Raw genomic sequence first — 13363 nt, forward strand, 5'->3', positions numbered from 1 at the left:
GCCCTCTACCTATTTTCGGATACGCGTGATGTCAGACGAAAGAGACCGCCGACCGTCGGAGCAGGACGCCGCGATCGATGCCGCGCTGGACGCGGCCGCCGTGGGCGGCCCGTCGAAATCGACCCAGGAATTGAACTTCAAGCGTCACTGGGATTCCGATCTGGACGCCGAACTCGAGGCCGCCATGGCGGGCTTCGACGACTCGGCCCTTGAGGTCAACTCTCCCGGTCGCCTCCCGCGCGGCGAGCGAGCCGGCGGCATGGCCCCCAGCGGAGGCCGAGGGCAGGAGTCCCGCCAGGGTCCCCAGATCGGCAAGGTGATCTCGATCCGGGGCAAGACGGTGTTCATCGACCTCGGAGCCAAGAGCGAGGGGGTCATCCCGGTCGAGCAGTTCGCCGGCAACCTCCCCTCGCCGGGCGATGAGATCGAGGTCCGGGTCGACCACTTCGACACCGCCGAAGGGCTCTTGATCCTCGCGCTAAAGGGGGCGGCGGTCGAGGCCAACTGGGAGAATCTCCGGAAGGGCCTGATCGTCGAGGCCAAGGTCACGAAGACCAACAAGGGGGGCCTGGACGTCGAGGTCGACGGGATCCGAGGGTTCCTGCCGATCGGCCAGATTGATATCAATCGCGTCGAGGACGCCTCGATCTACGTCGGGCAGAAGCTCCGGGTGGTCGTCACCGAGGCCCGACAGAGCGAGAAGAACCTGGTGGTCTCGCGTCGGGAACTCCTGGAGAAGGAGAAGGCCGAGAAGCGCGAGGAGACCTGGAAGACCCTGGAAGAAGGCCAGGTTCATAAGGGGGTCGTCCGTTCGCTCAAGCCGTTCGGGGCCTTCGTGGAATTCGGCGGAGTCGACGGGCTGATCCACGTCGGCGACATGAGCTGGGCCCGGGTCGCCGACCCCTCCTCGCTACTCAAGATGGGCGACGAGGTCGAGGTCAAGGTCCTCAAGATCGACCGCGTCACCGAGAAAGTCGGTCTCGGCCTGAAGCAACTGATGCCGAGCCCCTGGGACCTGATCGACGACAAGTATCACCGGGGCCAGATGGTCAACGGGAAAGTCACTCGGCTCATGGACTTCGGCGCCTTCGTCGAACTCGAACCGGGGATCGAGGGCCTGATCCACATCTCGGAACTGTCGCCGACCCGAGTCCGTCGGGTGGTCGACATCGTCAAGCCCGAGCAGGAGGTCGAGGTCCGGATCCTCAAGGTCGACACCGACGAGAAGAAGATCGCCCTCTCGCTGATCCCCCTCCCCGCGGCGACCGTCGTCGAGGCCGAGGAGGAGGAAGAGGAGGACGATGAGCCCCGACCGCCCAAGCCCGAGCCCAAGATCCCCTTGAAGGGGGGACTCGGTGATCGCGACCCGTTCTTGCAGCTGCCCAAGGGAAAATCTTGAACCCCGGAGAGGGGGGCGAGTCTCGATCCGTGAGCTCGCCCCTCAATCCGACTGATCTTATTCCCAGCGACTGAGCATGTATTCGCAGATCTTGCAACAGAGCGGATCACTGGATGGATGGTCCTTGCGGGCCTCCCAGTGGATCGGGGTCGAGGCCGGGCCCGAGCCATCATCCCGACTCGGATTCGCCTCGTCGGCGTGAATCGCCCGGGTTCGATCGAGGAGGCCCGGCCATCCCTCGGGATCCGACCGCTCAATCGAGTCGATCAAGGCGAGGGCTGCGGAAGCCCTGGGCAGATCGACATTGATGGCCATCCTGGACGCGTCATGATTCGACGTATTCGTAGACGCCACCTCGATCCCGTGATGGTTCAGCCAGAATCGCGCCCGATCCAGGGTCTCCGCCGAGCCGAATCGATGAGTCAACAGCATGGGACGGTCCTCCATTCGAGACGAGGAAGGGTAATAATCGCATGATTTGATGAATAGAGTGAGGCGGATCGTCCTGGACGCGCGGCCCCGTCGATTGGGACGCGAAGGCCCGACGCATCTAGCTCGCAACGATCGCCGATGGGGAGTGAGCCCGAGAATCCGGGCAGGGGGAGGGGGGTCTAGCAGCGGAGGATGGGCGAGCGGACCCGAGACGGTTCCATCCCGCGACTCCGGCGGATGGCCGACGGGATGCCGGGATCTCTGCCGGGTCGAGCCGAGCGGAACGCTCCGAGGATCGGGCTGAAGTCGTCGCCTTCGCCGGATTCTTCCTCGGCCGTGTCGGCCTCGGAGATCTGCCATTCCCAGTCCGATTCCGAGAACCAGGCGGAGATCGTCGCGACCGGACCGGTGACCACGAAATTGGAGGTCGGCCGGGCGAAGGTCGAGTGAGCCCCGGAGGTGGATCCGGGATCGATCCCATTCCCGGAGGGAAGCAGGAACATCCAGAGGATCAGGGGCGAAAGGAGCGATGCCGGCATGAGGGGTTTCCCCGACTCGAAGCTCGGATACGACTCGACAGCCCAAGCATAGGGGGATTTCGCCGAAGAGACAAGGCCCATTCTCACGAGAGTGGGAGTGTTGAACCCGCAAGCGTGGTAGATTCGTCGGATTGCATGTCGAGATCGGGTGGATCAAAATCAAGGCAGGTGAACCATGATAACCGAACTCATGATCATGACGATCGGCCTGATCTCGGACGTGCCGGACGTTGAAGTGGCGCCCGAGCCATCGGCCATCCGATCGGCCGTGGTAAAGGCCCTCCCGCCGATCCTCAAGAGCATCCGAGAGTATCCTGATCACCGCGAGTGCTTCTCCTGTCACCACCAGGCGATGCCGGCCCTCGCGCTCTCCCTGGCGAAGGGTCGAGGGTTTGGCATCGAGGATGAGGCGATCTCGGGGCTGGTCGATTTGACTCGGGAAGACCTCGAAGGTGCGAAGGAGAGCTATCAGAAGGGATCGGGGCAGGGGGGCGGGGTGACCCGGGCCGGCTATGCCTTGCTGACCCTGGAAGTTGGCGGCCAGGTGGCCGATGAGGTCACCGGGGCAGTCGCCGGCTACTTACTCCAGCGGGACGAATCGACCGATCACTGGCGAGGTTCCTCCAACCGTCCCCCGTCGGAGGCCAGCGAATTCACCGCGACTTATCTCGCCCTTCGAGGTCTTGCCGCCTTCGGATCGGACGAGCAGCGTCCCAGGATCGATGCACGCCGGGAGAAAGCGAGGAAGTGGCTGAAAGATACCCGGCCGAAGGATACCGAGGATCGGGTCTTCCGACTGCTCGCCCTCCAACAGGCCTCCGCCCCCGAGGCCGAGATTGGTGAGGCAACCAGGGAACTCCTCGAAACTCAGCGAGATGACGGGGGCTGGGCTCAGCTCGACGGCGGGACCTCCGACGCTTACGCGACCGGGTCGACCCTGGTTGCCTTGAACCTCGCGGGAGGACTCTCGGCGGAGAGTCCCGAATATCGCCGTGGCCTTCGCTATCTGATCGCCGATCAACGCGAAGATGGGACCTGGTTCGTCGCCTCGCGGAGTAAGCCGTTCCAGGCTTATTTCGAGAGCGGCTTCCCTCATGGCAAGGATCAATTCATCTCGATCGCGGCGAGCGCCTGGTCGTCCGCCGCATTGATCCTCGCCAGCCCATTAAAGTGACCGGAGACTCGTGGAAATCGCTACTATCTTGCAGGCGATCCAAAGTTCGTGCCCTCCAGACTCTCACCAGACTTGACAGGGCGGGGAAGTTAGCGGAATCATTATTTAACAAAGATCTGGGTCATGGGGGGTCCCGACGATGTTCAGGGTCTTCGGGAGTGGTGCTCGCGATTGCGACGGGCTGACTCGACGGAGTTTCCTCCAGGCGGGGGTTCTCGGGCTCGGGGGCCTGGCCCTCCCCGACCTCCTGAGGCTTCGGGCCTCCGGCTCGCCGGTTGGTTCGGCTCGGAAGAGTGTGATCCTGTTCTGGCTGAGCGGCGGTCCTGGTCACATGGAGACCTGGGACCCCAAGCCCGAGGCCGCGAGCGGATTCCGAGGCCCCTTCGGCGCGATTCCCACGAGCCTCCCCGGCGTCCAGTTCGGCGAACTCCTGCCTGAGCAGGCCCGGAGGATGGACAAGCTCGCGATCCTCCGGACGGTCAACCACGGGACCGGCGACCACACCAAGGGCAACCACTGGATGCTGACCGGCTTCGAAGGTCCCGCCTTCAATGCCTCCGATAATCAGATCCAGCGCAGACCTGCGATGGGTGCCGCGGTGGCCCGACTCAAGCCCGGCGGTCGGCCGGGTCTTCCCTCTTACATCGCCGTGCCAAACCTCCGGGGCGGGACGGATAATCTGTTCCATTACGCGGCTTATCTCGGCGGGGCCTCCAATCCTTTCGTGGTCGAGTCCGATCCGAACGATCCGAACTATCGGGTGAGGAATCTGAAACTGCCCCAGGGCCTTTCGATCGACCGCCTGAGTGATCGCCGACGATTGCTGGAGACGATGGACAACTTCCGACGCGAGGCCGACCCGCACCTTCGAGACCTCGACGCCTACGATCAAAATGCCTTCGAAATGCTCACCGGTCGGGATGTCGCCAGTGCCTTCGACATCAATGCCGAGGACCCTAAAACGCGGGACCGCTATGGTCGACATACCTTCGGCCAGAGTGCCTTGCTGGCCCGTCGACTGGTCGAGGCTGGCACACCGTTCGTGACCGTTAATTGCGTCCCCTGGGACCACCACGGGACCAAGCCCCAGCTCCAGACCGAGGAAGGTGCCCGGAAGCTCATCCCTCCGCTGGATCGGGCCATCGCCGGTCTGATCGACGACCTGATCGATCGCGGTCTCTATGACTCGACCCTGGTCGTGGCGATGGGAGAATTCGGCCGGACCCCCCGTATGAACAAGGACGCCGGCCGCGATCACTGGGGCCACACCTTCAGCGTCCTGATGGGTTGCGGCTCGATGAAGATGGGCCAGGTTATCGGCAGGAGTAGCGCCCGAGGAGAGCATGTCCTCGACCGACCTATCAGCCCCCAGGATGTGGCCGCGACGGTCTACCACCACCTCGGGATCGACTCTCGGGCTCTCACCTTCAACGACCGGGCCGGCCGCCCGACCTATCTGATCGAGAAGGGGGAGCCGATCCGCGAGCTGGTTGGATGAGGTACTCGATCAGTCTTGACGCTCGAAGATTCGCTTTCCGTCGAGATAGGTCGCCAGGGCCCTGGTCCCCGCGATTTCCCCCTCGGGACAGGTCAGCAGATCGCGATCCAGGACGACCAGGTCGGCCTGCTTCCCTTCTTCAATCGATCCGATCCGATCCTCCAGGAAGAGGAGCCGGGCGTTGTTGATCGTGTAGAAGCGGATGGCCTGCTCGCGAGTCAGGGCCTCTTCGGGGTGGAGCGGCGTATCGGAATCTTTGGGCTTTCGGGTGATCGCGACCGACATACCCAGGAAGGGATTGTATGGGTTGATCGACCGGAATGAGCCGACCTTCTGCATGTGGTCCGAGCCTCCACCTGCGGTCACCCCGGCCTGGAACAGGCTCCGGAGCGGCTGGAAATACCTCAGGCGGTCCTCGCCAAACTGGGCTAGCAGGGTCTTCGCATCCAGGTAAAGCCAGGCCGGCTGGATATCCACCACGACCCCGAGTCGCGCGGCCTGCTCGATCGCCTCGCGGCTCATGAAATTCGAGTGGGTCACGCAGGGACGAGTGGACGCCACCGGTGTAACCTTGTTGACCTCCTCATATGCATCGAGGAGCGCATGAACCGCCCCGTCCCCCACGCTATGGGCCGTGAATTGAAGGCCCGATTCGACGGCCGCGCGGACCATCGGGACCAGTCGATCCCGGGATAGGAACAGCACACCCTTGTACGTCGGATCATCGATCGAGTAGATCCGGCTGATGCCCCAGGGCTGCCGCATGTAAGCGCTGCCGGTCAGCATCCCGCCATCGAGAAAGGCCTTGATCCCGACGATCTTGAGTCGATCTCCCCCCTTGCGCAGCGGATGCTCGGCCACCTTCCGGATCTCTTCGAGGATCTTGTCGAGAGGCCCGAGGTTGCCGACATGCCAGGAGATCCCCATCCGGACCGTCAAATCTCCCGCATCGTGGAGCTTCTGATACCTGGCGACGCCGTCCGCTTCGGCGGCCCGGTCGATGACCGAGGTGATGCCGACCGAGTTGTAATCGCTGAAGAGTTCCTTGAGTCGCCGGTCCTGGTCGGCTTCCGAGGGGTCGCTGGCCTTCGAGGTCACTTTCACGTATCGGGTGCAGTTCCGGAGGATCCCGGTCGGTTCTCCGGTCGTGGGGTCCGTCTCGATCTTGCCCGGCCCTTCCACCCGGAAATCCTTGCCGATCCCGCTGAGCTTCAAGGCCAGGGTGTTGATCGAGGCATCGGGGCCGGTCGAGAAGAGGACCGGATGGCCGGGCGCTGCCTGGTCAAGTTCCTCGCGGGTCGGATAGCGACGTTCCTTGAGCCGGGTGATGAACACCTGCCGGACGACGACCCATTCCCCGGGTCCGGATGCCTCGGCCCTCGACTTGATGTATTCCAGGACGTCGGAGATGGTTTCCATCTCCGGGATCGGGTGATCGAACTCGGTCAGGCTCGCCCCCGTCGGATGGGTGTGCGAGTCGATCAGGCCGGGCAGGACCATCCTCCCGCCCAGGTCGACCACGACCGTCCCGGGTCCTCGGGTTTCGAGGACCTCGGCGTCGGTGCCGACTCGGATCAATCGGCCGCCCCGGACGGCCAGCGCTTCCCGGATCGAGAAATCCCGGTCGACCGTGACGATCTTGCCGTGATGGAGGATGAGTTCCGCCTCGTCGGCCGCCTGGACCGATGACGCGAACCCGACGGCAGACAACGCGAGGACCAGCCAGGAAGCTCGGCGAACCATGATCATCGAGCGATATCTCCCGGTGAATTCGAGGAAGTGTCGTCGAAAGACTTAGAGCCGGAGGGCGCCGATGATCATTCCCGAGACGATCCCGACGGCGTGGGCGATGTTCGCCATGTTGTACGGGAATCCCTGGGCCCCCTGAGGGGCGAATTCCGCAGCGATGAAGCCGAGGGCCAGCCAGCCGAGCATCCAGTTCGTGCTGCGTGGGTCGAGGGAAAGGCCGTCGCCCGGGTCGACGTGCCCCTTGACCCAGAGATAACCTGCCATCGCGAAGATCACCCCGGACATCCCGCCGAAGCTGCCGCCGGAATGCAAGAACTGCCCGGAGTTCGAGAGGACCGCCGTGACGATCACGAAGGCCAGGAGTCGCCAGGTTCCCTTTCGAGTCTCGATCCGATCGCCCAGATAGATCAATGCGAGCATGTTAAAGAACAGGTGTGCCATCCCACCGTGGAGGAAGATGGGTGTGATCAGTCTCCAGACCTCGCCCTGACGGATATTTTGCAGTCCGTGATCGACTCGGAAACCCTGGATGTCGTTGGTCACGATCGAGTAAGAAAGGATATCGCTGACCGACCAGCTCAGATTGATGTGGGCGAAGAGCACGGCGGTCACGATGATGCTGATGACCATCAGGGTGAAGGTCAGCGGAGCCCGGTTGTAGATCGGACCTTCCCAGCGGTCCCGAAGATCTCGGACCCGCTTGCGGTACCCGGCCTCTTCCTTCTCGACCTTCTTGCGGATCTCCCGGGCGGTGGGGACGGCCGCCCGGTATCGCGGATTGGCCGCGTCGGCGGCGAATTCTTCGAGGATCTGTCGAGCCTGAGGGACCCGATCCTCTTTATGGACCCATACGGCCCAGGAGCCGTCGGCCCTGTCGACAACCTTCGTGGAGATATCGAGCGTCAGGAGGTAATCGGCCAGGATCCTGGCGTCGTCCTCCCGGTCAATGGTGCCGATCTCACGCAAAGCGAAACCCTTTCGGATGACCTTACCATCCTCGGGATCGTCCGAGAGGCGGACTCGTTCTCGGGCGATCCGAGGCCAGCCCTGGGCGACGGCCGGGGGGTGGACTGGAAGATCCAGACCCTCCGGCCGAGCCGATGGAACGGGCTGGCAAACTCAAGATACGGATGGTCATTAGCCCTCTGTCATAAACCATCGAACGCCCGGAGGAAAGCCCCTGACGATCGCTCAGGCGGGCTCGATGGTGCGGTACGTGGAAGCCGGGACTTCCTCGGCCGGCTCGGTCGGGGCATCGGCAGCGGTCTCGGCAGGCTTGGTGGCCTTGGGACGCCCCAGTAATTCCGAGAAACGCTGGATGATCACGAAGAAGACCGGGACGAAAAAGACTGCCAGGAAGGTCGCCGCGAGCATCCCCCCGAAGACCGCGGTTCCCAGCGCCCTCCGGCTGGCCGCCCCCGCCCCCTCGGCGTTGACCAGGGGGAAGATCCCCAGGATGAACGCGAACGAGGTCATCAGGATCGGTCGGAATCGGAGCCGGGACGCATGGACCGCGGCGTCGATCAGATCTTCCCCCTTGGCCCGTAGCTCTCGGGCGAACTCCACGATCAGGATCGCGTTCTTGCTGGCCAGGGCGATGATCAGGACGATCCCGATTTGGGTATAGATGTTGTTATCCATCCCTCGGATCGCCACGGCGGCCACCGTCCCGAGCAAGGCCAGCGGGACCACCAAAATCACCGAGATCGGCGTGAGCCAGCTTTCATACTGGGCGGCCAGCACGAGGTAGACCAGCAACACCGCCAGCGCGAAGATGTAAAGGGCCTGGCCCCCCACCTTCTTTTCCTGATACGACATCCCGGTCCACTCGATCCCCATGGAACTGGGCAGTTTGGAGTCGGCCATCTGCTCCATGAGTTTCAGAGCTTCGCCCGAGCTGGTCCCCGGGGCCGCTTCACCCGAGATGGATGCCGAGGGATAGAGGTTATAGCGGGTGATGATCTGCGGGCCGAGGGCCTCGTCGATCGTGGCCAGGGTCCCGAGCGGCAGCATCGCTCCGGAGCGGTTCCGGACCTCCAGACGGCGGATGTCGTCGGGCTTGAGTCGGAATTTCTGGTCGGCCTGCACCCGGACCTGGAACGTCCGGCCGAACAGGTTGAAGTCGTTGACGTAGGCCGAGCCCATCGAGGACTGGAGCGTGCCGAAGACCGAATCGAGCGGGACGTCGAGGCTCTTGGCCTTGACCCGGTCGATATCGGCATAAAGCTGGGGGACGTTGGCCCGGAAGACCGTGTTCAGCGACCTGAGGGTCGACTGGGAATTGCCATCGCGGACCATCTCGTCGGTGACTTCCTGGAGCTCGTTGAGCCCGAGATTTCCCTTGTCTTCGATCTGGAGCTGGAAACCGCCCGAGACGCCCAGGCCCATGATCGCCGGGGGCGGGAAGGCGAAGACGATCGCCTCCTGGATCTTGGCGAACTCGCCCCGGAGGTGGTTGATGATCGCATCCTGCTGGGTCTCGGGAGTCGTGCGTTCCTCGTAGGGTGCCCACCGGACGTAGAAGGTCGCCGCGTTCGAGGAGACCGTCTGGTCGAGCACCGACTGTCCGCCGATCATGACCCAGTGGGCCAGGCCGGGGGTCTTCTTGAAGATCTCCTCGACCTTCGTGACCACCGCCCGGGTCCTGACCTGCGACGAGGCATCGGGGAGCTGGAGCCCGACGATCGCATACCCCTGGTCTTCGACCGGCAGGAACCCGGTGGGGAGCTTGGTGAACCAGTAGAGAGTCCCCGCCGCGATCATGACGAACAGGACCATCATCAGGGCTGTCTGACGGACGAGCCGGGAGACGATCGCGACGTAAAGATTCTCGAATCTCTGGTAGACCGAGTTGAACCCCCGATAGAAGGCGTTCTTGCGGGCGGGAGTCGGTCGGAGGTAGCTCGCGCACTGGGCGGGCTTGAGGGTGACGGCATTGATGGCGCTGATGATCGCCGTCGCGGCGATCGTCAACGCGAATTGGCGGTAGAGCTGGCCGGTGATCCCCGGAAGGAAGGCCGTCGGGATGAACACGGCCATCAAGACCAGCGTGATTCCGATGACCGGGCCGATCACTTCATCCATCGCCCGGATCGTGGCTTCCTTGGCCGAGACCTTGTCGTGGTCGATGTGATGGGCGGCGTTCTCGACGATCACGATGGCGTCGTCGACCACGATGCCGATGGCCAGGATCAGGCCGAACAGCGTGAGCAGGTTGACCGTGAATCCCAGGGCGAACATGGCGGCAAAGGCGCCGATGATCGTCACGGGGACCGTCGTGGCCGGGACCAGCGTGGCTCGCCAGTCCTGGAGAAATACCAGGATCACGATCAGGACGAGGACGCCGGCCTCGAAGAGAGTCTTGTAGACCTCTCGGATCGACTCTCGGACGAAGATCGTGGTGTCGTAGGGGGTCGAATACTCCATCGCCTCGGGGAACGACTTCTTCAGCTCGTCCATCGCCTTGACGACCTTATCGGCCACGTCGAGGGCATTGGCCCCGGGGAGCTGGAATACGGCCACGCCGGCCGCTGCCTTGCCAGAGACGTCGCACCACTGGTCGTAGACCTGGCCGCCCAGCTCGACCCGGGCCACGTCGCGGACCCGGGTCAACCGGGCGCCGGTCCCGGCATCATCGCCCGGCGACGACTTGATGATGATGTTCCCGAACTCATCGGGGTCCTTGAGGCGGCCCTGGGTGGTCACGGTGTACTGGAAGCTCTGGCCGGTGGGTGCCGGAGGGGCACCGACCTGACCGGCGGCCACCTGGATATTCTGCTCGCGGATCGCGTCGAGGACTTCGAGCGTCGTCAGGTTTCTCGCCCGGAGCTTCTCGGGATCGAGCCAGACCCGCATCCCGTAATTGCTCGCCCCGAAGATATTGATATCGCCCACGCCGTAGATCCGGCTCAGGACATCCTTGACCCGGAGCGTGGCGTAATTGCTCAGGAACAGGCTGTCGTAGCGATTGTCCTTCGATGTCAGCGCGACGACGAGGATGATGGCCGTCGACTTCTTCTTGGTGGTGATCCCCTGGCGCTGGACTTCCTGCGGGAGCTTGGGCTGGGCGATGGCGACCCGGTTCTGGACCAGGACCTGCGCCATGTCGAGGTCGGTCCCGACGTCGAAGGTCACCGTCAGGTTGTACGAGCCGTCGGCCGCGCAGGTCGACGACATGTAGAGCATCCCCTCGACGCCGTTGACCTCCTGCTCGATCGGCGAGGCCACGGTATCGGCGAGGACCATGGCATCGGCACCCGGATAGGTGGTCGTCACCTGGACCGTCGGGGGCGTGATTTGCGGATATTGCTCGATCGGCAGGACGAAGACCGTCACGGCCCCGATGAGCATCGTGATGATCGCCAGGACGTTGGCGAAGATGGGCCGATCGATGAAAAAGCGTGAAATCATGATGAGGGTCGCCCGTCTCCAGGGTCAGGGGGTCTTCGCGGGCTCGGCATTGGCCTCAACGACGGGCTCGGAGGTCCCGGCGACAGTTGGTGCGGTCTGGTCCTTCCGGGTCGGCTTGACCTTGGAGCCTGGCCGGGCCTTCTGCAGGCCGCTGACGATGACCAGTTCCTCGGGCTTCAGATTGTCCTCGATCACGCGAAAGGTGCCGACCTGGGAGCCCACCTTGACCGGCCGGGCCTCGACCGTATCTTTCTCGTCGACGATCAGGAGATAGCGACCGAGTTGATTCGTCCCCAGGGCGAGCTCGGGGACGAGCAGCGCGTTGGGCTTCTCCTCCAGGGCCACTCGAACCCGGACGAAGAGACCGGGCACGATCACCCGATCCGGGTTGGGGTAGATCCCGCGGGCGAGGACCGTGCCGCTGGCCGGGTCGACCGAGGGATCGGCGTAGTCGAGCTTGCCCCTGTGCGGGAACCCCTTTTCGTTCGCCAGGCCGAGATCGAGGATGATCTCATCGCCGTGTTCGAAATCCTTGTGAGTCCCCTCGCGGGCCATCTGGCGGAAGCGGAGAAGGTCGTTTTCGCTGACGTTGACATAGGAATAGATGGGGTCGTCCTTCAGGATCGTGGCCAGGATCGTCGCCTGTCCATCGCCGACGAGATTACCGACGTCGTAGGCCCGTCTTGAGATCCTCCCCTCGAAGGGGGCGGTGATCCGGCAATATCCCAGGTTGATCTGGGCGTTGCGGACGTCGGACCGGGTTGCCTCGACGTGTGCCTTGGCCGATAGGATGTTGGTCTGGTAATCGGCCTTCACCTGCTCGAGTTTGGCCTGATCGGCCTCGACCTGAGCCTCGGACTTCTTTCGGTTGGCCTCGGCTTGATCGAGAGCCTCCCGAGTCCCCGCGTTGCGGGCCAACAGAGTCTTGCTGCGCCCCTCTTCGATTCTGGCCAGCAGCAAGATCGCCTGGTCCAGTGCGAGCTGGGCCTGGGCGACCTCGCGATCCTTGGACTGCTCGGCCTTCTTGAGTGCCGCCTCGGCCTCGTCGAGCTGAGCCTGTGCCATGTTGAGTGCGACCTGGAACGGCTCTTCGTCGATGACGAGGAGCAACTGTCCTTCCTTGACGACGTTGCCCTCTTCGAAGTGGCGTTCCTTGAGAAACCCTTTGACACGGGCCCTGAGCTCGACGGTCTCGACCGCCTTCGCGGTCCCGGTGTATTCGACGTAATCGGTGATGGAGCGTCGGACGGGCAGACTGACCGTTACGTCGGGCGGGGGAGGGGGAGCATATTGATTCTGCGTGCCACAACCCGCGATCCCGGCGGCCAGCAAGATCGCTGACCCTATCGAGATCGCCGAGACTTTTTTCGAGATCGTGCCCAAATGATCAACCCTCTCATCATTCATCACGCGACCTCACCCGGGGCGAGTCGAGCCCGAGAAGGCTCGCTGCGGAACTTGGCTATAGTATAGAAATACGGCGATTCAGAAACGATGAATTTCATCCCCTCAATCCGATGGAACTTGAAGAAACCCGGTGGCAGTCGACTCGATTCCTGAGAATCGATCGACTCTCCACCCAGTGACTTGAATTCTCCGAGCGGGGAAGTTATATTCAATCGATCGAAACGCCCTCCTAGCTCAATTGGCAGAGCAGCTGACTCTTAATCAGCGGGTTGTAGGTTCGAGTCCTACGGGGGGCATTGCCTGTGACGGGCGATGCCTACGCAAGTCCGATAAGTTGAACGACGTTAAGGACCGGGGAATGATCCCTCGGTCCTTTCTTCGTTAGGCTGGGGTGAGCCACCGCGAGCAGTCGCCAGATTCCAGCGGGCAACATGACGCATCTTCGCGTGCCCGATATTTCTGAGCCCCTCTCCAGGGCGTACCTCAGATCCGACTCCTCCGAATGGGAACAGCGATCGAGGGTCAGTGCGATTGTCGAGTGCGGTGCCTGAGTCCGAGTCTTCATCGCTTCCAAGTCAGGCCTGTTTTTGCTCCTGAGCCGCAGGAAGCCGCATTCGCTCACTCCAGTTATCGGTGCTTGATCGCTTTCTCAAAAGCGGCTTTGGCCTGCGTCACCTTGTGAAGGATGATCGAGACATTGGCAAGGCTTGCCTTGCTCGATGATCGGGACGCACCTGCGCGAGGTGATGGCTGTT

At 63.1% G+C, this 13363-nt stretch carries 9 protein-coding genes and 1 tRNA gene; 4 read left to right on the forward strand and 6 right to left on the reverse strand.

Annotation, left to right across the window (positions count from 1 at the left end; translation table 11 throughout):
* Positions 1-28 precede the first annotated feature (28 nt).
* A complete protein-coding gene (locus tag P12x_RS06970; RefSeq protein WP_435010164.1) occupies positions 29-1399 on the forward strand; it encodes a 30S ribosomal protein S1 in 1371 nt (456 codons plus the stop codon).
* A 57-nt stretch (positions 1400-1456) separates the two neighbouring features.
* Here the strand turns inward: P12x_RS06970 and P12x_RS06975 are convergent, their stop codons facing one another.
* Positions 1457-1831: a hypothetical protein gene (locus P12x_RS06975; RefSeq protein WP_435010165.1), complete on the reverse strand. Its 375-nt coding sequence runs from the start codon at positions 1829-1831 to the stop codon at positions 1457-1459.
* A 179-nt stretch (positions 1832-2010) separates the two neighbouring features.
* Positions 2011-2370 (reverse strand): hypothetical protein, encoded by a 360-nt coding sequence (locus tag P12x_RS06980; protein WP_435010166.1) that lies wholly within the window; start codon positions 2368-2370, stop codon positions 2011-2013.
* Between the two features lie 175 nt (positions 2371-2545).
* Here P12x_RS06980 and P12x_RS06985 point away from each other — a divergent pair, with 175 nt between their 5' ends.
* Together P12x_RS06985 and P12x_RS06990 are read left to right on the forward strand one after the other, a co-directional pair.
* Positions 2546-3544 carry a hypothetical protein gene (locus tag P12x_RS06985; RefSeq protein WP_435010167.1) on the forward strand — a complete coding sequence of 333 codons (999 nt, stop codon included), beginning with the start codon at positions 2546-2548 and terminating at the stop codon, positions 3542-3544.
* Between the two features lie 139 nt (positions 3545-3683).
* Positions 3684-5042: a DUF1501 domain-containing protein gene (locus P12x_RS06990; RefSeq protein ID WP_435010168.1), complete on the forward strand. Its 1359-nt coding sequence runs from the start codon at positions 3684-3686 to the stop codon at positions 5040-5042.
* Between the two features lie 9 nt (positions 5043-5051).
* Here P12x_RS06990 and P12x_RS06995 read toward each other — a convergent pair whose 3' ends face one another.
* The 4 genes from P12x_RS06995 to P12x_RS07010 all read right to left on the reverse strand — a co-directional run bounded on the left by P12x_RS06995 (position 5052) and on the right by P12x_RS07010 (position 12584).
* Complete coding sequence (locus P12x_RS06995) at positions 5052-6791, reverse strand: amidohydrolase (RefSeq protein WP_435010169.1); 1740 nt, start codon at positions 6789-6791, stop codon at positions 5052-5054.
* A 45-nt stretch (positions 6792-6836) separates the two neighbouring features.
* The gene (locus P12x_RS07000) at positions 6837-7757 is read right to left on the reverse strand and encodes a rhomboid family intramembrane serine protease (protein ID WP_435010170.1); all 921 of its coding nucleotides are present in this window, start codon (positions 7755-7757) and stop codon (positions 6837-6839) included.
* Positions 7758-7982: 225 nt separating this feature from the next.
* A complete protein-coding gene (locus P12x_RS07005; protein WP_435010171.1) occupies positions 7983-11201 on the reverse strand; it encodes an efflux RND transporter permease subunit in 3219 nt (1072 codons plus the stop codon).
* Between the two features lie 24 nt (positions 11202-11225).
* Positions 11226-12584: an efflux RND transporter periplasmic adaptor subunit gene (locus tag P12x_RS07010; protein ID WP_435010172.1), complete on the reverse strand. Its 1359-nt coding sequence runs from the start codon at positions 12582-12584 to the stop codon at positions 11226-11228.
* Positions 12585-12831: 247 nt separating this feature from the next.
* On the opposite strand from P12x_RS07010, the gene P12x_RS07015 reads away from it, so the two are divergent.
* Positions 12832-12904, forward strand: a tRNA-Lys gene (locus tag P12x_RS07015).
* Positions 12905-13363 lie beyond the last annotated feature (459 nt).

Source organism: Tundrisphaera lichenicola (assembly GCF_051175385.1).
GTDB lineage: Bacteria > Planctomycetota > Planctomycetia > Isosphaerales > Isosphaeraceae > Tundrisphaera > Tundrisphaera lichenicola.

Coding starts and splice junctions, on each gene's coding strand:
- P12x_RS06970 (WP_435010164.1), top strand. CDS start 29: ATGTCAGACGAAAGAGACCGCCGACCGTCGGAGCAGGACGCCGCGATC.
- P12x_RS06975 (WP_435010165.1), bottom strand. CDS start 1,831: ATGCTGTTGACTCATCGATTCGGCTCGGCGGAGACCCTGGATCGGGCG.
- P12x_RS06980 (WP_435010166.1), bottom strand. CDS start 2,370: ATGCCGGCATCGCTCCTTTCGCCCCTGATCCTCTGGATGTTCCTGCTT.
- P12x_RS06985 (WP_435010167.1), top strand. CDS start 2,546: ATGATAACCGAACTCATGATCATGACGATCGGCCTGATCTCGGACGTG.
- P12x_RS06990 (WP_435010168.1), top strand. CDS start 3,684: ATGTTCAGGGTCTTCGGGAGTGGTGCTCGCGATTGCGACGGGCTGACT.
- P12x_RS06995 (WP_435010169.1), bottom strand. CDS start 6,791: ATGATCATGGTTCGCCGAGCTTCCTGGCTGGTCCTCGCGTTGTCTGCC.
- P12x_RS07005 (WP_435010171.1), bottom strand. CDS start 11,201: ATGATTTCACGCTTTTTCATCGATCGGCCCATCTTCGCCAACGTCCTG.